Source organism: Marispirochaeta aestuarii (genome assembly GCF_002087085.1).
Classification (GTDB): Bacteria; Spirochaetota; Spirochaetia; order JC444; family Marispirochaetaceae; genus Marispirochaeta; species Marispirochaeta aestuarii.
Genome location: NZ_MWQY01000013.1, coordinates 20225 through 40217, shown reverse-complemented (window position 1 = coordinate 40217; position 19993 = coordinate 20225). Strand labels below are relative to the sequence as shown.

At 54.5% G+C, this 19993-nt stretch carries 19 protein-coding genes; 2 read left to right on the top strand and 17 right to left on the bottom strand.

Features of this window, described 5'->3' with window-relative positions:
- Positions 1–78 precede the first annotated feature (78 nt).
- Positions 79–1056, top strand: a complete 978-nt coding sequence (locus B4O97_RS12480) for a nucleotidyl cyclase domain-containing protein (RefSeq protein WP_083051273.1) — start codon at positions 79–81, stop codon at positions 1054–1056.
- Between the two features lie 14 nt (positions 1057–1070).
- On the opposite strand, the gene B4O97_RS12475 is transcribed toward B4O97_RS12480, so the two are convergent.
- The 14 genes from B4O97_RS12475 to cas2 form a co-directional block, all read right to left on the bottom strand.
- Positions 1071–2000, bottom strand: coding sequence for a ribonuclease Z (locus tag B4O97_RS12475; RefSeq protein WP_083051271.1), 930 nt, complete (start codon positions 1998–2000; stop codon positions 1071–1073).
- Between the two features lie 53 nt (positions 2001–2053).
- Positions 2054–2680 carry a 3'-5' exonuclease gene (locus tag B4O97_RS12470; RefSeq protein ID WP_083051270.1) on the bottom strand — a complete coding sequence of 209 codons (627 nt, stop codon included), beginning with the start codon at positions 2678–2680 and terminating at the stop codon, positions 2054–2056.
- A gap of 32 nt (positions 2681–2712) precedes the next feature.
- Positions 2713–5217 (bottom strand): ATP-dependent Clp protease ATP-binding subunit, encoded by a 2505-nt coding sequence (locus B4O97_RS12465; RefSeq protein WP_083051266.1) that lies wholly within the window; start codon positions 5215–5217, stop codon positions 2713–2715.
- On the bottom strand, positions 5210–6274 hold the full coding sequence (locus B4O97_RS12460; protein WP_158084279.1) for a hypothetical protein: 1065 nt from the start codon (positions 6272–6274) through the stop codon (positions 5210–5212). Before B4O97_RS12460 ends, B4O97_RS12465 begins: the two co-directional genes overlap by 8 nt.
- Positions 6271–6771 (bottom strand): UvrB/UvrC motif-containing protein, encoded by a 501-nt coding sequence (locus B4O97_RS12455; RefSeq protein ID WP_083051262.1) that lies wholly within the window; start codon positions 6769–6771, stop codon positions 6271–6273. The genes B4O97_RS12460 and B4O97_RS12455 overlap by 4 nt, the downstream gene beginning before the upstream one ends.
- Before the next feature lie 89 nt (positions 6772–6860).
- Positions 6861–8147 carry an ABC transporter permease gene (locus B4O97_RS12450; protein WP_083051261.1) on the bottom strand — a complete coding sequence of 429 codons (1287 nt, stop codon included), beginning with the start codon at positions 8145–8147 and terminating at the stop codon, positions 6861–6863.
- Positions 8147–8821 (bottom strand): ABC transporter ATP-binding protein, encoded by a 675-nt coding sequence (locus B4O97_RS12445; protein ID WP_083051259.1) that lies wholly within the window; start codon positions 8819–8821, stop codon positions 8147–8149. The genes B4O97_RS12450 and B4O97_RS12445 overlap by 1 nt, the downstream gene beginning before the upstream one ends.
- Positions 8821–10125 (bottom strand): ABC transporter permease, encoded by a 1305-nt coding sequence (locus B4O97_RS12440; RefSeq protein ID WP_083051257.1) that lies wholly within the window; start codon positions 10123–10125, stop codon positions 8821–8823. Before B4O97_RS12440 ends, B4O97_RS12445 begins: the two co-directional genes overlap by 1 nt.
- Positions 10118–11170 carry a hypothetical protein gene (locus B4O97_RS12435; RefSeq protein WP_083051256.1) on the bottom strand — a complete coding sequence of 351 codons (1053 nt, stop codon included), beginning with the start codon at positions 11168–11170 and terminating at the stop codon, positions 10118–10120. The genes B4O97_RS12440 and B4O97_RS12435 overlap by 8 nt, the downstream gene beginning before the upstream one ends.
- The gene (gene ftsY / locus B4O97_RS12430; RefSeq protein ID WP_083051254.1) at positions 11170–12030 is read right to left on the bottom strand and encodes a signal recognition particle-docking protein FtsY; all 861 of its coding nucleotides are present in this window, start codon (positions 12028–12030) and stop codon (positions 11170–11172) included. The genes B4O97_RS12435 and ftsY overlap by 1 nt, the downstream gene beginning before the upstream one ends.
- 27 nt (positions 12031–12057) lie before the next feature.
- Positions 12058–13425: a PEGA domain-containing protein gene (locus tag B4O97_RS12425; RefSeq protein WP_083051252.1), complete on the bottom strand. Its 1368-nt coding sequence runs from the start codon at positions 13423–13425 to the stop codon at positions 12058–12060.
- A gap of 2 nt (positions 13426–13427) precedes the next feature.
- The gene (locus B4O97_RS12420; protein ID WP_083051251.1) at positions 13428–13790 is read right to left on the bottom strand and encodes a response regulator; all 363 of its coding nucleotides are present in this window, start codon (positions 13788–13790) and stop codon (positions 13428–13430) included.
- Positions 13787–14894, bottom strand: a protein-coding gene (prfB, locus tag B4O97_RS12415) for a peptide chain release factor 2 (protein WP_143305678.1) whose coding sequence is annotated in 2 segments (ribosomal slippage) — positions 13787–14833 and positions 14835–14894 — 1107 coding nt in all. Because the reading frame shifts where the segments join, the coding sequence is not laid out codon by codon here. Before prfB ends, B4O97_RS12420 begins: the two co-directional genes overlap by 4 nt.
- A 24-nt stretch (positions 14895–14918) precedes the next feature.
- Complete coding sequence (gene cas2 / locus B4O97_RS12410; RefSeq protein ID WP_083051248.1) at positions 14919–15188, bottom strand: CRISPR-associated endonuclease Cas2; 270 nt, start codon at positions 15186–15188, stop codon at positions 14919–14921.
- Between the two features lie 118 nt (positions 15189–15306).
- Here cas2 and B4O97_RS12405 point away from each other — a divergent pair, with 118 nt between their 5' ends.
- Positions 15307–16554: a tetratricopeptide repeat protein gene (locus B4O97_RS12405; RefSeq protein ID WP_083051246.1), complete on the top strand. Its 1248-nt coding sequence runs from the start codon at positions 15307–15309 to the stop codon at positions 16552–16554.
- An 87-nt stretch (positions 16555–16641) separates the two neighbouring features.
- On the opposite strand, the gene B4O97_RS12400 is transcribed toward B4O97_RS12405, so the two are convergent.
- From B4O97_RS12400 to rsxA, 3 genes are read right to left on the bottom strand one after another with little or no spacing between them, the layout of a single operon-like run.
- On the bottom strand, positions 16642–18552 hold the full coding sequence (locus B4O97_RS12400) for an alpha-amylase/4-alpha-glucanotransferase domain-containing protein (RefSeq protein ID WP_083051245.1): 1911 nt from the start codon (positions 18550–18552) through the stop codon (positions 16642–16644).
- 23 nt (positions 18553–18575) lie between these two features.
- Positions 18576–19385, bottom strand: coding sequence for an RnfABCDGE type electron transport complex subunit B (locus tag B4O97_RS12395; protein WP_083051243.1), 810 nt, complete (start codon positions 19383–19385; stop codon positions 18576–18578).
- Positions 19386–19394: 9 nt separating this feature from the next.
- Positions 19395–19991: an electron transport complex subunit RsxA gene (rsxA, locus tag B4O97_RS12390; RefSeq protein WP_083051242.1), complete on the bottom strand. Its 597-nt coding sequence runs from the start codon at positions 19989–19991 to the stop codon at positions 19395–19397.
- Positions 19992–19993: the final 2 nt, after the last annotated feature.

Here is a 19993-nt window from a genome sequence, read left to right as displayed (position 1 = left end):
TTCCATTGTGCCATGACAAAAGGGAAAAAACCAGAATAAATCGATTCACTTTTCCGGTATTTACCGTATAATAGGCCTATGAATAAGGTTGTTGTGCAAACCTATGCCGCATTGATTGTACTTATTCTTGTCTCGGCATCAACCTATGTCCTGTACGATCTTTCACGACTCTCCCGAAACAATTACGAGAATAATCGTGAAAAGGTCATGGAACTGGCGATGCTGATTCGCAGCGGGGGAACCCCCGGCAGCGAGGAGCTGCAGGACATTTTGCGCATCGACCTTGTACAGGGGGAATCTGAGCGGGTATTGTACCGTTCGAAGGCCCTCTCATCGTCCCTTCTTTCCCTTGTAAATGGAACCTACGAGTATTCCCTTGATGCCAGCCGGCCGGATACCCTGCTTCGAATACGGAGTTCCCTTATCGACCGGGCTGAACTTCTTCCCCGGCTGCGAATTCTGCTGTATACCGCGAGCGCGGCGGTGCTCCTCTCAGGCCTGATTCTGGCCTTTTTACCCCGTTCCAGACCAGTGGAAAGGGTGGAAATTCGGGCCCTGAGTGCACCCGCAGACACTGAATCCGATCATGATTCGGGTCTCATGTCCAGCGAGTATCTATCCATGCGTCTTGAATCGGAACTGAAGCGGGCGGCTTCCTTCGACCAGGACCTTACAATTGCCGTGATAGTCTTTGATGGCCTTGATCCGCTCCTGAAACTGAAGGAGGTATCACCGGAGATACGTCAATTCTTTGTTTTCCGCGATCTCTGTTATGAATACGGCGCGGAGCGGGCATGCCTGATCCTGCCGAATACGGAACTCGATGACGGGATTCGCACGGTCAGGGATTTCCGTAAACAACTGGAAAAGAACTTTCCCCACATCAGCGCCTGGGGAGGCTTGAGCTCACGAAGCGGCCGGCTCATTGACCCGGATCTTCTTTTAACCGAAGCTGTATCGGCCCTCCGGAAATCCAGACAGGATCCGGACCGTGCCGTCTTCGGATTCCGGGCAGATCCCGAGAAGTACCGGGCCCGCCTGGCCGAAACAGTCTGAATCCCGTGCCCGGCCTAATCCTCGTTGGGTATTTCCAGTACCTGCTGGTCCCGGGTCAGAAAGGTTTCGGGAAATATCTCCCTTGCCTCTTCCTTTAATTTCTTGAGCTCCCGTTTTCCATATCGGGGGCTGAAGTGGATAAGTCCCAGACGCTTGACTCCTCCGGCGTCCCTGGCAATCCCTGCAGCCTGTTTTGCGGTAAGGTGTTTCTTTTCCCGCGCGCTCTCTTCAAGATCAGAAGCGAACATCCCTTCACAGATCAGCAGATCGGATCCGCTGACCCTTGGGGCGATATCATCCCGATATACAGTGTCGGTCACATAGCTGAACTTTCTGCCCTTCCTCGGCTCTCCCATCACCTGAGAGGGTTCCACCAGATCACCCTTCGCGTTTTGCACCGGTTTCCCCTCCTGGAGGGTCGCCCACAGCGGCCCCACCGGGACGTCGAGCTCCCTGGCCTTTTCAGGGTAGAAGACTCCCGGTCTCGGATTTTCCACCAGGGTATAGCCGAAACAGGGTTTCGTGTGCTCCAGGGGAAAACTGGATACGGAAAAATCCTTACCCTCAAATACAGTCCCCCCCTCGGTAAACTCGATAACCCGTATTTCGTAGTTAATATACATATCGAGGACCCGCCGGTTTGCCTCGACATAGTCCCGGATTTTCGGAGGGCCATAGATGTAGAGGGGTTCGTCCCGGTCGACCTGGGAAGAGAGCATCAGGATTCCCGGCAGGCCGGTAACATGATCAGCATGGGTATGGGAAATAAAAATCGCGGAGATCTTCTTCCAGCGCAGGTTCAGCTTTCGCAGGGAAACCTGGGTTCCCTCCCCGCAATCGAACAGAAACAGATCGCCGTCTTTTCGTAACAATACAGATGTTAAATGGCGGGAAGGCAGGGGCATCATACCGCCGCTTCCCAGTACAAAAGCTTCAAGATTCATAGCAGGCATGAACCTACCATAAAAGGGGGCCAGTGAGAAGAGACATAAAGAATTCAGCGGGGATTATACGGACGAGTCCTGGATCGGCGTATGATATCGGAAGCTTTCAGTTCGCCGTCGTCGGGAATGCGGGAAACAATAAGCGACAGAAGACCCATGGCAGAGCGGGCATCATCCAGAGCCCGGTGATGGTTTCCATTCCCCAGCCCATAACGCCTGCTCAGGTTTTCAAGACTGTAGCTGGGCTCCCCTTTGAGGACAGACCGGGCAAAACTGCAGGTATCGATACCCGGCGCTGAGGGCATGGGCCTGCCGCTTTTGCGGCACCCCGCATCGAGAAAAGCGAGGTCGAAATTGATATTGTGCCCCACAAGAATCGCCCCTTCCAGAAAGATAAGAAGGGAGGGAAAAACCTCCTCCAGTTCCGGAGCATCCTCCACCATACCGGCATCTATTCCGTGTACGGCCGTTGCAGCAGCCGGGATTTCCCCTGCGGGACGGATAAAGGATGAAAAGGAATCGATCTCCTGTCCTCCCCGGTACAGGACTGCACCGGCTTCTATAATCGAGTCGGAACCGGGATACAGACCGGTGGTTTCAAAGTCGAGAGCACAGAAGAGAGCCTCCCCATAGGGAAGCTCCTCCTGCCTGGGACTGTAGAAATCGAGAAAACCCTCCATCAGTACCTACTCCTGACCCGTGAAGGTGACAATCAATTGACAACTTCCGCAGGAGCAGGAAGTTTCTTCTGGGTTTTTACCCTGAAGGATATCCTGTCGTTTCGCACGCTTACCTGAATAACATTTCCGGAAGCGCATTTACCCTTGAGAATCTCCATGGAGAGGGGATCCTCCAGCTCTTTCTGGATGATCCTGCGCATTGGACGGGCTCCGAACTTGACATCGTAACCCTTGTCAAGCAGCAGGTCTTTGGCCTTTTTGCTGATCTCCAGAAAAATATTCATCTCCAGAAGCCGGAGGCGCACTTCGTCGACCAGGATGTCGAAAATGGTGGAAACCTGATCGCGGCTCAGACTGTGGAAGACAACAATCTCGTCCACCCGGTTGATAAACTCGGGACGGAAAAAGCGCTTGAGCTCGTTCATGGCGGAGGATTTGATCTCCGAGTGATCCAGTATGCCATCGTCCGCCCGGAATCCGAGGCTCGAGTCACGGGTAATCTCCCTGGCCCCGGCGTTGGATGTCATTATCAGGACAGTATTACGGAAGGAGACCTTGTGCCCCAGGTTGTCCTGGAGTTCACCCTCCTCCAGCACCTGAAGCAGGATATTGAAGACATCAGGATGGGCCTTCTCGATCTCATCCAGCAGAATGACACTGTAGGGACGGCGCCTTATCTTCTCGGTAAGGATACCTCCCTCCTCGTAACCCACGTAGCCCGGAGGAGCTCCAACCAGGCGGGAAACGTTGTGCTTTTCCATGAAGTCCGACATATCTATGCGGATCAGGGAGTTCTCGTCTCCGAAAAGGAATACCGCCAGGGTCTTGGCCAGCAGGGATTTTCCCACCCCCGTAGGGCCGAGGAAGATAAAGGATCCCAGAGGGCGTTTCGGTGAGCTCAAGCCCGTCCTGGATCTTCGTATGGCCGACGCAATGACCTTGATGGCATCGTCCTGCCCGATGACGGTCTTGTGGAGTTCAGCTTCGATATCCAGCAGCTTTTCCGACTCGCTCTGGGCCAGCCGGGATACCGGAATTCCCGTAATGCGGGCTATTATGGTGTGGATATCCTCGGCATCTACAATGTTGCGCTCGGACCTCAGGCTGTCCTTCCAGCCCTTTTTGAGGTCCTCGACCTGCCCTTTCAGCTGTCGGACCGTGTCCCGCAACGCGGCGGCCCGCTCATAGTCCTGGTTGTTCACCAGGTTGATCTTTTCCTGCGTCAGACGCTCGATCTCGAGCTCCAGCTCCGAGAGCTCCGACGGCCGTACACTGTTGCGGATGCGTTTATGACTTCCCGCTTCGTCCAGCAGGTCGATGGCCTTGTCCGGAAGAAAACGCTCTATTATGTAGCGGTGAGACAGGCTGACGGCGGCTTCAATGGCCTTGTCGGTATAGATTACGTTATGATGGTCCTCGTACTGCCGTTTTATTCCCTTCAGAATTTCAATGGTCTCGTCCACCGAGGGTTCCTTGACGTAGATGCTCTGAAAGCGGCGTTCCAGGGCCGCGTCCTTCTCGATGTATTTCTTGTACTCGTTCAGGGTAGTCGCACCGATACACTGGAGCTCTCCCCGGGAGAGAGCCGGTTTGAGCATGTTGGAGGCATCAATTGCCCCCTCCGCGCCTCCCGCCCCGATTATGGTGTGGAGCTCATCGATAAAGAGGACCACGTTACCGGCGCTGAGGATCTCCTTCATGACACGCTTCAGACGGTCTTCGAACTCTCCCCGGTACTTTGTACCGGCAATCAGCGAGGCAAGATCCAGGGTCACCACCCGTTTGTCTATCAGGACTTCCGGGGCGGTTCCGTCGGTTATCCTCTGGGCAAGCCCTTCGACTATGGCGGTCTTTCCTACCCCGGGCTCTCCGATGAGCACCGGATTGTTCTTGGTGCGCCGGGCGAGGATCTGGATGACCCGCTCGATCTCGTCTTCCCTGCCGATAACCGGGTCCAGCTTCTTCTGTACGGCGTAGTCCGTCAGGTCTCTGGAAAACTCATCCAGGGTCGGGGTCGCCTTTTTAGGATGCTGCTGGGTCCGTTTCTGCTGCCCAGCGGATGAAGCACTCTTGCGTGCCTGGGCCTGCTGGGCGGCGCTGGAACCGGAGAGATCGGTGATCGCGGAACGCAGGGCTTCCACGTTAACATTATACTTTGCCAGGGTACGGGCGACGACACTGCCGGTTTCCCTGGCCGCGGCAAGCAAAAGATGCTCAGTACCGATATACTCATGGCCCAGATTACGGGCCTCTTCGGCACTGTCTTCGAGCATCTTTTTGCCCCGCTTTGACGGGGGAACATCCCCGAGAATAAAACCCGTATGCCGCTTGGGAATACTCTTTTCGATCTCAAGCTGCAGTTCCACCGGGTCTACCTTTAACTCTTTCAGGGCCTTGTAACCGACCCCTTCACCATCCTTCAGAAGGGCAAGAATAATATGTTCCGGCAGAAGCTTGTCGGAATGAAACCGTTTTGCCTCTTCCTGGGCGAAGATTGTCAATAAACGCTGGGCCCGCTGGGTCAAGCCTTTAAACATTCCATCCTCCTGCCATTTTACTGCTGAGTGTTTCCCGTATCATTCTGGCGCGATAGGCGTCCACGGGTGTATCCTGTATTTTCTCCCTCTCCATCAGCCCCTGTACATGAGACTTCTGGCTGAGAAAAAGTAGCGACGTTACCGCAGGTATTGGTAAAGAAATCATACCGCATTCGATGCCGAACCGTACAAGGTTCAGGGCATCGATAGCCTCCTTGGATTCAATAATCCGGCAATGAAGAAGTGTTCCCAGGGCCCGGAAAATCTTGTCTTCCGTGGCCAGACGTTCCTTTTTGAGAACTTCTTCCCGTGCCGTCCTCTCATAATGTACCAATTGATTGACCACACCATCAAGTTTTCCCAGTAAATCCTCTTCGCTTTCCCCGGTGGATACAGGATTCGCAATCTGATACAGATATCCGAGGCTGTTCTCCGTATCGGAAAAGAAGCCTTTTACCGAGTATCCCAGCTGCACGACAGCCTTGAGGGCCTTGTCTATCATTCCGGTCTCCACCAGGGCCGGCAGATGCACCATGGCCGAGGCTTTCAGTCCGGTTCCGACGTTGCTCACATCAGCGGTAAGATAGCCCCACTCCAGGGAAACCGCGTAATCCAGGGAGTCCTCAAGCCGGCTGTCGATGCTGTTCAGCTCCTTCCAGAGTTCGGAAAATGAGGATCCTGCATAAATCAGCCCCATCCGCAGATGGTCGATCTCATTAACCATGGCGCAGAACCTGAAATCCTCCCGGAGAACCGCCGCTTTCGCAGTCTGCAGGCTGAAATCCTGGGAAATCAGGTTCCGCTCCAGAAGCATTCGACGCTCAACCGGGGCAAGATCCGACATGGGGCAGTAGTGGTACTCCTTGCCCATACCGGAGAAGGCATTCCGTATACCCGTCTGTACCGCCTCGCCCTCCCGGGCGTCCAGATTCGAAGCAAACTGGTATCCCGAAAGATTCCGGGAGAGGCGCAAACGGGTGGATACCACCACATCGTTTTCCGGACCCGACTGGGAATACCAGCCCGGAGAGTCGACGGTGCTCTCAAAGGAAATCACCCCTCCCCTCCTTCCGCAGCCTCGATGGATTGTATGCGATCCCGGATGCCTGCCGCGGTTTCGTAATCCTCACCGGCCACGGCCTCTTCCAGCCGTTTTTTCAGGATCTCTTTGTCCACCAGAAGGGTCTTGTAGGCCTGCAGTTTTTTCGGGTATTTTCCGGCGTGTTTGACGGTCCCCACGGACTCCTCCAGATAACTGACGATCTCGTCCCGAAAGGTGGTATAACAGTCGGCACAGCCGACCATACCGCTTTTCCTGAAATCCTTCAGTCGTCCCCCGCAGGTCGGACAGGTGTCCTGTCGTCTGGGCCGGGAGGAGAAGTCAATCAGTCCGTTGAGAAGCTCGTTCAGGGACAGTTCTATCTTGTCGCTGTTGGAGGAGATACCGTTCTCGTGAGCGCATTTCTCACACAGGTGTATCTCTTTGGCTTCATTGCCGACAATCTGCTGAATATGGATAACAGCGTCATTTTCATTGCACAGTTCGCATTTCATACCGTCACCCTCCCATCGTATGCTTCCAATAATAGTATAGCGATTTTTCTCATAATTTCTACAGTATTTCAGTTTTTAGAAGAGCTGCTTCAACGCCGCCGGAGAATCTCCATGGGCTGGACAGATGCTGCCCGCAGGGCGGGGATTATAGCAGCAGCACAGGAAACGGATAGGGTAAAGAGGACTGCCAGCCAGAGGGAGACAGGATCAAGCTCTACCGGTATCGTCTCAAGATAATAACTGGAATCGAAAAGGTCCAGTGAAACAGGAGCACCGGAAAGGGGAGACAGGCGGCTTATTATAAGAACGGTAAAGTTCAGGGTGCTTTCAAGGGCAAAGATGATACCGTTTATATTCACCGCCAGAAGGAGTCCGAAGGCAAGTCCCGGGAGCACCCCGGCGAGTCCGGTAAGGAGTCCCGCGATAATAAACACAAGACCTACCTGAAAGCCGGAACTTCCTGTGGCCTTCAGTATGGCTATCTGTTCCTGGTTTTCCAACACCAGCATGCCCAGGGTGGCGGATATATTCAGGGTAGCCACCAGAACAATAAGGGCCATGATAAGCAGGATAAGATTTCGGGAGGTCTCAAAGGAACTGTACATCGGACGCTGCAGCTCCTGCCAGTCCAGGATATACCAGTCCATTCCAAGATCACCTGCCAGCCGTCCCTTGATTTCCCGGATTCCTGAAAAAGGCTCCTCAATCTTCATGCCGATATAGTGTGTCCCCTGTCCCCGCAAAATCGAATCTGCCCGGGTATAGGGAATGTAGGCGGTCAATGCATCCAGTTCGTAATAGCCGGTGGAACAGATCCCCTTCAGGGTAAAAAAGCTCGGCCTCAGGAAAAGCGCCCCGGATGAGGATGTCCGGGAGGTCAGCAGCTTGACCCGGTCCCCGACTTCCACCCCCAGGGACTCGGCGACCCCGGAGGTCACGACTATTCCCTCAGGATCGGAAAGATCGAACTCCCCGGCCTCTACAATCATGAAATCCCGGAACCCCTGATCCTTTTCCCACATATCGGGGGTAAACCCCTTGAGGGTAACCCCCACCCTTCCCCGGGGGGAATAGAGCATGCCCAGTCCCTGAATAACGGGAAAAGCAGCTTTGATTCCGTGCTCCTCAGCCAGCTGGTTCCCGATGTCCTGCCAGGGGACATCCTGATTATAGCTGCGTGCCTGGAGATGAAAGGTTCCCAGTTCAAGGAAGCGGGCGGTAATTCCCTTTATCATTCCTGAAGAGACAATCATTACCAGTATCAGGGGAATCAGAGAAAGGGATATCCCCAGAACGGTGCCCTTCAGGTGGGAGCTTATGCGTCGTTCACGACGGAATACGAGCCGGCGGGCTATCATGAGGGGCGCTGAGAACATTACAGGGTCTCCAGTCCGCCGGCATGAAGCCGGTAAGCCCGGTCTCCTTCAGGGATAAAGGCGCTCTCATGAGTAACCAGCAGCAGGGTCCTGCCGGTGTCCCGGACAAGGGAAAAAAGCAGCTCCTTGACCCTCCGGGTGTTTCCTTCGTCCAGGTTACCCGTGGGTTCGTCGGCAAGCAGCAGTTTGGGATCGTTTATCAGGGCCCTGGCAAGGGCAACCCGCTGCCGTTCCCCTCCCGACAGCATGGCCGGGGTGTGATCCAGCCGCTTTTCAAGACCGACCCGGGACAGCAGGGTCCGGGCCCGTTCCCGGGCTTCGGTCAGAGGAAGTCCGCGCATATAGGCGGGAAGCATGGTGTTTTCCAGTGCGCTGAAGCCCTCGAGGAGATAATGGAACTGAAAGACAAAGCCCACGGTCTCTGACCGGTACCTGTTGGTTTCTGTCTCAGAGAGCTGATCAACCCGGATACCGTCCACCTGGATCTGCCCGGAATCCGGATTGTCCAGGGCCCCGATTATGTTGAGCAGGGTGCTTTTTCCCGAGCCGCTCTCACCGGTAAAGACAGTAACACTGCCGGCGGGAATGGAAAGATCGACCTTGTCCAGTATAGTCAGAACCTCCGTCCCGGAGACATAACGTTTTGTGAGTCCCTCCAATCGCAGCAGTTCCATTATTCATACCTCAGTATTGTACTTGGATTCATTCCGGAAACATCCCGTGATGCCCCCCAGGCGGAAAGCAGGGAGACGGAGATCGCGAAAAAGGCGATCAGAAAAATCTCCATGGGAAGGATTCGCACCGGAACCTCGGAGAGATAAAAAGCCGCCGGGGTTATGGCGAGCCCTCCCAGGGACTGGACCCCGAAAAGGCTGTTCAGAAAAGCGGCAGTCCAGCCGGAAAGGAGTTCCAGAAAGGAGAACAGGCTGTTTATATGATTCACCAGAAGGAGTCCCAAAGAAAGTCCCCAGAAGGTCCCGGTAAGCCCCATGAGACCGCCTTCCAGAACGAAAACCAGCTGAATCTCCCGCTGCCCTCCACCCAGGGCCCGGAGCACTGCAATGGCGGAGCGTTTTTCCTGCACCCCCCGGCGCAGGGAGTGATAAATATTGCCGGCGGTTACCAGAAACATGACACCGATCAGCAGGGACATCATGAGTTTTTCCATACGAAGAGCGCCAAAAAAGGCACGATTGCTCTCCCGCCAGGAGACAATCTCAGCATCCCCGCTCCGGAACCCAGGCAGTGAGGAAAACTCCGCATTGAGTGCCGCAAGGGCCGTGTCGATCCGGTACCTGTTCCTGAGCTTGATCCCCAGAGCGGGCCTGTCGTTCACGGAGGCAAATTCCTGTATACGATCCAGGGAGGTAAAAGCCAGACCACGGTCGTATTCATAAAAACCGCTGGTAAATGTCCCTGTTACCGGAAGCTCGCGGGAGGCGGGAACCAGCCCTGCGAAGCCATCGCCCGTAAGGGCGGCCAGGGTAACGGTGTCCCCGATGCGAACCCCCAGCGCCCGTGCGAGCTCCCCGCCAAGAACGAGTCCCCCGGCAAGATCAAACTCCCCCCGGTCCATGGAAAGCTGGGATACCAGTCCGGGATCCAGCTCTTCGGTATCTGATGGAAGTCCCCGCAGAACCACGGCTTCGAACTCGCTGAAACGCCCCTGCACCAGGGTCTGGGTCTCCAGGAAGGGGAGTGCTGTCCGGACAGAAGAGAGCGTCCTGGCCGAATCAGCGGCCCGCAGAGCGGTATCCATATCCAGGGACGACACCTGAAGATCAAAGGAACGGATCTCCAGAATGTCCTCAATAAAGCCCAGCTGAAAACCGTTCATGACTCCGATTACCACCACCAGGGTTATGACCCCCAGGGCGATGCCGGCGGTGGAGAGAAAACCCGCCGCGCTGGCCTTACCCGAGCGCCGTTCCCTGCGGTACCTACGGGCAACAAAAAGTACCCAGCCAATCCTATTCATAACTCTCCTCTGAGACCAGGCTATCCCCTTCGTAGCGGCGGCGTGTAATCACCTCGCCCCGCCGATAAAACTCCTCCAGTCTCCGGTCTCCTTCAAACATGGATACCTTGACCAGCCGGCGGTTCACAAAGACCTCCTCCTTCCGGAGTGTATCATTCTGATAGGTATAGACCCGGCGCTCGAGCCTCTCGGGTTCGCGAATAACCATCTCCATCAGAAGATCTCCCCTATAACGGTACTCCCTTTCCCGTACCCTGCCGCCATCGAGGTAGATAGTCTCCATTAGGGTTCTTCCCCCGGGGCCCCGGATTGTCATTGAAACCAGGGATCCGTCAAGGGCGTAACTGCGTTCCACCTGGTTCTCCCCCAGGGTCTCCCGTTCTATCCGGCCGACAACCGATGTCCCGGACATTCTGGTCTCCTCCAGCGCCTGAAGCCCTGCAAAGCGGGTCCGAACCCCTTCGTTGTAATCTCCGACCCAGGTCTCTGCAAGACTTCCCTCCCGATAGCCGTACTGAATAACCCTGACTCCTTCAGCCTCCGGATCTTTATCCCCGGCTATATGACGCAGCAGGGTACGCAGTCGGCCCCGGGGGTCACGGAAATATTCCTGACGATAGAGGAGCTCTGCGCCGTTGCCTGCTTCGAGAAATTTCAGCTGTATCCCCTCCCAGCCGTAAACGAGGACCCGCTCGAGGGTATCCTCGAGGTAGATCTCCTCCCGGACAGGGAGGCTGCCTTCGTAGAGGCTTATCCGGCGTTCAGAACCCTCCAGTACCGTCTCTTCCCTTCTGCCTGCGGAAAGATTACGGACAGTCTTTTCCCTTACTGGAATACCGTACCGATAGAGTTCTTCCCTGAATCCTTCCGGGCTTTCGTTGCGGTAAAGGAGGTACTCCTCATTCTCCTTCAGGCTCTCATCAATACGATCTCCCTCCTGCAGGAATTCCGCGGGTCTTCCCAGGGCATCGGACCGGTACCAGTCGGCGGTAAGTTCCGGAACAAGCAGGGGAAAAAAGCATAGCAAAAGGAAATATCGACGCATCAATTCTCCGCCAGAAGGGCATCCAGGAATTCATCTGTCCGGAAGGGTCGGATACTGTCATAGGACTCGCCGTCGCAGAGGTACAGAAAGGGTATCTTCAGGTTCCGGCAGACCGAAAGGATTATTCCCCCCTTGGCAGCGGAGTCGAACTTGGTCAGGATAACCCCGTCAAGTCCGACGGCTTCGTGGAAAATCTCCGCCTGTCTGAGACCGTTCTGTCCGGTTGTAGCGTCAATAACCAGCACCTTTCGATAGGCCCCGTTGACCTTACGTTTCTGCACTATTCCGTCGATCTTTTTCAGCTCGTTTACCAGGTTCTGCTTGTTGTGCATTCGTCCGGCGGTGTCCGCCAGAACCAGGGAGCAGCCTTTTGCCTGGGCGCTCTCAATGGCATCCCAGACCACTGCGCCGGGATCCGCTCCCGGGTGCTGGTGTACAACCTTGAAGCCGAGACGCTCACCATGAAGCATCAGCTGGTCAATGGCAGCAGCACGGAAGGTATCTCCCGCCGCCAGCATCGGTTCAATCCCCTGCTCTTTGTGCAGCAGGGAGGCCATCTTGGCGATACTGGTGGTTTTTCCCACACCGTTTACACCAAGAACCAGCACGACATTGAGTTTATCCGGCTCCAGGGCAAGTTCTCCCTCCAGGAGATAGGCCTTCAGTCTGTTCCGCAGAATGAGAACAAGTTCCTCCCGGCTTTTTACTCCCCGTTCCTTCCTCAGCTGATCCACCGTCTCCATGGCCGCAGCGGCGCCGATATCGGCTTCCACCAGCAGGTCCTCTATATCCTCAAAGGTCTCGTCGTCTATCCGGTTCCCGGAAAAAATACTCTTGAGCCTTGCGCCTATTCCCCGCATCTTGTCTGTTTCCTTATTTATGTGTGATTAAAATGTCTCCGCGCCGGCAACCCGGTAATCGATAAGGGACCGTACCATATGTACAAACAGCATGGAAGACCCGAAAAGACTACCATAAAAAGCGCCGTTGTACAAAAAGGAACGGTCGGAAAAACCGCTGTCATTGTACAGGGCCGCCTGGTTCCAGTAATCCCGGTACAGGGAATAGCTGAACATGGTCACCGGCAGAGAAAGGGTAAAAAGCCCCACCGCCGTATACAGACGGTCCCGCTTTGCCCTGAGCCGAAGGTCAGGATCGTAGAGCTGCCGCTCCAGGATAAAACTGTTTTTCCCGGTTTCAAGCTCCGCTGCGGGAACAAGAACATCCCTGTAGCCCTCCAGCACAAGTCTGAGGGTTCCGCTGCGCCCGGTATCCGGAAGAAGCAGAGGGGTCGTTCCTGCCCACAGGGAGGAAAGATATACTTCAGCGCCCTCAGGATCACTGACGATTTCCACCTCCGGCACCGGGGATTCGGTCAGGCTGAACTCAAGACGCTGTTCTTCCCCGGCTTTAAGGAATACTGATTCTTCCAGGGTTTCAGCAGCCTCCGCCTCGATTCGGATCCTGTGCCCGCCCGGAGAGAGAATCAGATTATTCAGCCCCCCGACACCTCGGAGTTCCCCGTCCAGATAGATCCAGGCATCCCGCCGGGTGATAATAGAGAGGGAACTCCAGGGTCTTCCCAGGACCTTTTCTCTGAGGGCTCCCCGGGCCTGAAGAAGGGCATCCTCCAGGGTGGTGAATCCGGAAGCGGAAAAGAAGAACTCATCCCAGCGGGCCTCTGCAAAGGTGTAGGCCTCCAGGGAAAAGTAAACCAGCTCGCCGATCGATTCTATCCGGCCGGATATCAGCATGTCCAGGTTATTCTTCCTGCAGTACTGCGCAGGATCAACCGGAAGATCCGGAATCTCTCCCGGACCATTGAAGAGTTCTATCCGTTTATAGTCCTGAATTTCCGCAGGAAGGAGTTCCTCCTCGGTTTCGGCAGTCTCGTCATTGAGCCGGCTCTCAAGACTCCCGCTTTTTATCGCGTCGAAGGAGTTCTCCTCTCTGGCTTTCGCCGACTTGAGCGCAGCTTCCCGCCGGACTTCCCTCTCGATTCTCCAGATATAAGCAGACTTCTCCTTATCGCTGATATAGCGGGAATCCAGTCCCGCAAGGGTATGCAGCATAAGGCGCGGAAGGGCCTGGGCCAGATACGCATGTTCCCGGGGCAGACCGAGGGCGGTAAAACCGGTAAGGGCGATCCTGTACTCCTCCCGGGGATCCTCGGCAGCACCTGCATACTGCGGAATCAGGAGCAGGAGATTAAGCAGTACCGGGAAAATCCCTCCGGACAGTGCTCCTCGTTTCATTTTTATCCGGGCAGTGCCTTTTTGACGGCGGAGACGATCCGTTCAGGCTTGAAGGGTTTGACAACAAAATCCCTGGCCCCGTAGCGGATAGCCTTGAGAATAGTGGACTCCTGCCCCAGGGCTGAGCACATGATAATCCGGGCGGAAGGGTCATCCTTTCGGATTCTCCTGAGGGCAGCGAGACCGTCCATCTCCGGCATGGTTATATCAAGAAGGACAACCTCGGGATTCAGCCGGGAGTAGAACTCCACCCCCTGGATGCCGTTACAGGCCTCGCCGACAACAGGAATTCCTGCTTTATCGAGTATCTCCCGCAGCGCGGTTCGCATAAACTCCAGATCGTCGACGATGAGGACCCCGTTCATTCCTTCTTCTGTTTCCACATAAAATTGAGATAACTTTCGATGAAGGGATCCAGATCTCCGTCCATGACAGCCTGGACATTCCCTGTTTCGTGCTTCGTTCTGTGGTCCTTGACCATGTTGTAGGGATGAAAAACATAGGACCGGATCTGGTTACCCCAGGAGATATCCTTTTTTTCCTGGGCACTCTTCTCCTTTTCCGCCTCTTTCTCAGCCTTGTAGTATTCGTACAACCGGGATTTCAGCATCTTCATGGCCATGTCCCGGTTTTTGTGCTGGCTCCGTTCGTTCTGACACTGCACGACAATTCCGGTAGCCAGGTGGGTCATTCGCACTGCTGAATCCGTCTTGTTTACGTGCTGACCTCCGGCCCCCTGGGCACGATAGGTATCGACCCTCAGGTCTTCGGGCCTGATATCAACCTCGATATCATCCTCGATAACCGGAGAGACATAGACCGAAGCAAAGGAGGTATGCCTTCGGCTCGAGGAGTCGAAAGGTGAGATCCGTACCAGCCGGTGAATGCCGGTTTCACATTTGAGATAGCCGTGGGCATAATCTCCCTTTACCTGAAGGGTTACCGATTTTATGCCCCCCTCGGCCTCCTGCAGATCCAGAATCTCCGACTTGAACCCCCGCCGTTCTATCCAGCGGCTGTACATCCGGTACAGCATACTGACCCAGTCGCAGGCTTCGGTTCCGCCGGCCCCGGAGTGGATGGTCAGGAAGACCGGATTACGGTCGAACTCGTCGGAGAGCATGTCCATCAGCCGCAGCTGTTGAAGCTCGGCGCCGAGTTCATCGATCCCCGACTTCAGCTCAGTTTCGACAGAGTCATCTCCCTCCTCGAGAGCCAGGCTGTACAGCTCCGAAAGATCTTCGATCTTCCCTTTGAGATCCTTCCAGGGCTCGTAGGAGCGTTTCAGTGCGGTAATCTCCGACATGAGCTTTTCCGCTCCCTCACGGTCGTTCCAGAAATCCGGTTCCGCCGTCACCGCCTCTTTTTCACGAATCTGGTGTTCTATCCGTTCCGGGTCAAAGACCCCTCCAGATTTCGAGGATTTCGGTGTTCAGGGACTGTATTGCATCGTCAAGTTCACTCAGCATGTTCATGTTCTCCTTTTCAATCAGCTATTCAAGAATAATACGCCGCCAGCGTTTTCCCTTTAACGAGGTAATGACCATGGTCTCTTCCATGGGGAACTGGTAAAACCGGATGGAATCGAAGGAATCGCAGTTGCGATCGATATCGCGTTTTAAACGAGCCAGGGTGTTCTCCGGAATCGAGGCGGTCTCCCACACTCCTTCCTGGACCTTTTCGAATCCGTACCAGCCAAGCAGCTTGATTACCTCCCGGGAATGATCGTCATTGGCAAAATCACAGGCAACGGCAACAAACATTGAAGTCAGTGTACAGGGAAAAAGCCTTTCTGGGCAAGCAGATATACACTGATGGACCTACAGAAGAGGGAAAGGACTATGGATTATACCAGCGTTTTCCGATAATACTGGTAGGCATATGAAAGGTTTTCGATTTCCCCTGACAATTGCAGTTATGGGTCTCTTCCTGTACAGCCTTCCGCTGTACTCACAGTCCGGAACCATCTTCTCCCCTTTTCCATCCAGCCTGCGGGCCGTGGAAGCAGGCGAAGGAATCCGCCTTACCTGGAGGGATTCCCCGGACGTTCTGGGAACCTATCATATTTTCCGCCACAGCACCGAGATAGAGGAAGGGAATTTCAGCGATGCGAAGGAGATAGCTGCCGTTCCTCCCGGGATTTCCACCTTTGTCGATTATCCCGGAGACAGGCAGGAATATTATTATGCCGTTCTCCTGGAGGATCCCGACGGAGGACTCTTCGAACTCTTTATTCCCTTTCGAAACAAGACGGTATACCCCGTATCGGCTCTCCCGGTGGTCTCCGAAAAAGAGCTTGCCGCCTCGGTCACCGGGCTGAAAGCGGAAGTCCGGGGAGAGGGAATTCAGCTTCGCTTCCAGGCAGACAGGAAAGACCGGAGCCTGACAATCTACCGGCATACCGACCCCATCGCCGACGTGGACGGGCTGCTGGGTGCCAGCAGCATCGGCATGATCGAAAGCGATCAGACCACATTTACCGATTATCCCATTCCGGGGATCCCCTACTATTACGGCATTTTCGATACCAAGCTGATCCAGACCGGTACCTTTGTTTTCAATCCCGGTCAGAATATCAGCGTGCAGCCGGTTAAAATAGGAGAGGAAGCCCGGCGCACAGGCCTGGCTGCTCCAAGTATAAGCCTCCGCTCCCCGCCCCTTCCCAGGCTGATGCTCCAGCGCAGCGTAGTCTCAGGAGACCAGCTCGCTCCTTCCCTGAACCAGATAAGTCCGGCCCCGCGTCCCATGGGAGCGGCAGCCGCGGCCGTTGTGGACCAGCTGCTTGCCGATATTCCCGAGAAGCACGAGAAGCCCGCCGAAGCGGAAATTCTCCCGTCCCACCTTCACGGTGATTTCAGCGGTGCGGCCTATACCCTCTCGCTCATTCTGAGGGAACGTTTTTCCAAAGGAGAATACGAGGAAACGGCGGCGGCCCTGGAGGAATTCCTTTCCATCAGACGGGAAGATTCAGTGGATCATGCAGCCCGTTTTTACTTGGGACAGGCATACTACTTTACCGGTAATTATCGGGAGGCCCTTTATCAGTTCCTGACGGCTGAAGAGGATTATTACGCCGAATCCCAGCCGTGGATCGACAGGATCTATCCGCGTCTTGCGACTTCCCCCTAGGAAACGTTCCTGTCGTAGCCAGCCCTGGACACCTCTAAAACCCGGTGTCCCATGGTCAAACAGGAAACAGCAGCTTTTAAAAAAACCCTATATCTTGTCCAGCTTTACCTGGACCTCGACCGTCCAGGGGATCTCCATATCCGGGAGAATCTTCCAGCCCAGGACCAGCATGTGCTGCTGATACTCTTCCACGATTCCACCTTCCGTAAGGTAGGGAATATTCATGGGAAGGCTGTGCCATGTAAAGGGAGTCTGACAGCTCAGGCTTATTCGGCTGTTGATGCCCCGGTCTTCCAGCAGCAGTGTCATTCCCTCGGCAGAATTTTCATTCAGCTGGATCCGGAGGTTCCCCGGAGAAGTAAACGCGAAATTCAATTCCGTATTGAAATAGAACTCCCTGCTGTTGGGGGCACCGGTTGACAGGTGATAGCCAACCATGAAGATATTCTTTTTGAAGCTGTACTGTTTATGGAGAACTACAGGCAGCTCGCCCTCTTCTGTCTTGATGCTGCCGTCCACCTTGAGTTTGACTTCCCGGGTTTCGCGGTGGAAAGCATCCTGTTCGTACACCTTCCTGGACAGATCAGCGATATCCGGGACCACCCCATGTTTCAGATCTTCCTGAACCAGGGCTCTGTCGCTTATGTGATCAAGAAAGGAGTACCTGGGAACGCTGTCGGTGGGCAGCTCATCGTTGAGGTACAGTTCTTCGTGCCGGGCCATGGTGGCGCAGTAATTCCAGGAGGCGGGGAAATAATCAAGCTCGATGAGTCCCCCGCCAAAGCGGTGGACATAGGCGTTTATATTGGTTCCGCGATACAGGTACTCCTGGTTGCCGTCCATATCAAAATCAGTGGTAAAGATCGAGGGCTTGAAGATTCCCCGTTCCTTGGTGACCTTCTCTGATTCCAGGAGGGAGTAATAGGCGGCCTGACGGAAAGCACGGCGATAGATTCCACCATCCCTTCCGTGCCAGTAGGCGGAGTGGCACTGGGCCTTCCAGAGTTCCTCCCGGGCGGTCTTTTTCCGTGAGCGGTCGCCACGGATCTGGTTTACCAGAAGGCTGGTATACATCATTTTGCTGTAGAGAGCGTTTCCTTCCGGGTAACGGGTAAGAAAATGACGGTAGGATCCGGCGGGCAGGACCGAGGCATCCAGATCTTCCTGGTCCTTTCCTGCAGGTCGGCGTTCGATCCAGCGCATCATGCTCTGAAAGGTGACGCTGGAAAAGTACCGTTTACCGAGGTTCTCCAGATTCCGTGTACAACGGACAGGTCTGAACGTGGACATCTCATTGCTGCGCTCTTCAAGGAGGCTGAAAAACTCGTCGTACCAGTCCTGAAGCCCCAGAGGATTCAGATAGAGACAGATAACCTCGGTGCCGGTATTCCGATAGATAAGAGAGAGCTCATCGATAAAAGTGCCCGGGTCGATGGTACCGATACGTCCGGAAAGCCCGGTGGATACGGGATAGACAATCAGGTTCTTTCCCAGATCCTCGGTATAACAGGGCATATAGAGCTCTTTTCCCCGGCACCCGGCATTGGCGAAGTAGCTGTCAGGCAGCAGGATGTAGTCGAAACCGGCGCTCTTGAGGGTACTCGCCAGGGAGGGTTCCCATACGTCTCCGGGAAGGACCCCTCCTCTGGGACGACGGCCAAAGCGCTTTCGTATGAAGGTTGTAAGATATTCAATCTGCCCCAGGCGGTCAGGACTCGGTATCAGGGGAAGGAACGCCTCGTAATGCACCCCCCCCAAAAGCTCGATCTGTTTTCGCTTGGACATGTCATTCAAAAGCATTATGAACTCGGGGTGCCGCTCTTCAAGCCACTCCAGGAGGTTCCCTGAGAAGTAATTCCAGAGATACACTCCCGGATGGTTGTAGAGGAGAGTCATGAAGGGTTTCAGGACCTTCTGATAATTCTCTTCGAACTCCTCCTCCGATGTTCCGACAGGAAGACTGTTTCGTATTCCAAGCACCAACTTTTGAATCGGCATTACAGAAATAGTTTTTCCTTTTTTTATTTTTTATCCGCGGCTATTATACACTTCGGAGGACAGGCCTTGGCGGCCTCCTCACGTTCACCCTTGTGGGCATAGTCGATTTTAGCCAGGAAATTCTCCACCTGAAATCCCCCTTCAGGAGACTTCTTCTCGCATAGCTTACACCCGATACACCCGACTGTACAGTATTTCTTTGTAACTCCACCCTTGTCGGTGGAATTACAGGCGACAATCCTGTCTGCCGAATAGGGAATCATCCGGATAACACCGGTGGGGCATATATCGACACATTTGCCGCAGGAGATGCACTTGTCCTTGTCCACCCAGACGCAGTTATCCTCGTCATAGGAGATCGCGTCTACCGGACAGATCTTTATGCAGCTGCCGAGTCCCAGGCAGCCGTAGGGGCATACCTTGTCGCCACCGTAGAGTATATGGGCACTGACACAGTCTTCCACGCCCTTATAGTCATACTTGTACACTGATCTTTCACGGTTGCCCCTGCAGTGTACCTGGGCTACCATCTTTTCCTTTGTAAGATCGACCTCTTTGCCGAGAATTTTTCCCAGAGCAACCATGACTTCCTGACCACCGGGAGAACAGAGGCTGATTTCGGCATCCTGTTTGACCATGCCCTCAGCATAGGCTGCGCATCCGGCGAAACCGCAGGCGCCGCAGTTGATTCCCGGGAGTACAGCTTCAACCTCTTCGATTCGCCGGTCCTTTTCAACCGACAGAACCCGTGAAGCCACAGCGAGACCTGCCCCAAACAGCAGTCCGAGAACTCCGACAACAGCTAATGCATACAATGCAGAAATAATACTCATGCTTACTTCCTATAGTCCGGGGAACAGGTTGTTCAGGAGGGTTTTATCGAAGGCCATGAAGGCCATTGCCATCAGCCCGCCGGTAATAAAAGCGATGGAGACTCCCTGAAAGGGTTTGGGAATCCATTCGCTATCCAGCTTTTCCCGTATCGTGGACATCAGCACGATGGCGAGCAGGAAGCCCACCCCCGCGGAGAAACCGGCGATAAAGCTTTCCAGGGCATTATAGTTGTTCTGTACCGCGATAACCGCCATACCCATTACGGCGCAGTTGGTGGTTATCAGGGGTAGATAGATACCCAGGGCCTTATACAGAGCGGGAGAGACCTTCTGAATCACCATCTCCACCAGCTGAACCAGGGAGGCAATCACCAGGATAAAGGAGATGGTCCTCAAGAAAGTAAGATCCAGGGGAACCAGAATCCAGTGATAGATGATCCAGGTTGCCAGGGTGGCGATGGACATGACAAAGATGACCGCGAAACCCATTCCCACAGCGGATTCGACGTTTTTCGAGACCCCGATAAAGGGACAGATACCCAGGAACTGGGTCAGAATGAAATTATTGATAAAAACAAAGGTTATAAATATTCCGATGTAGATCATGG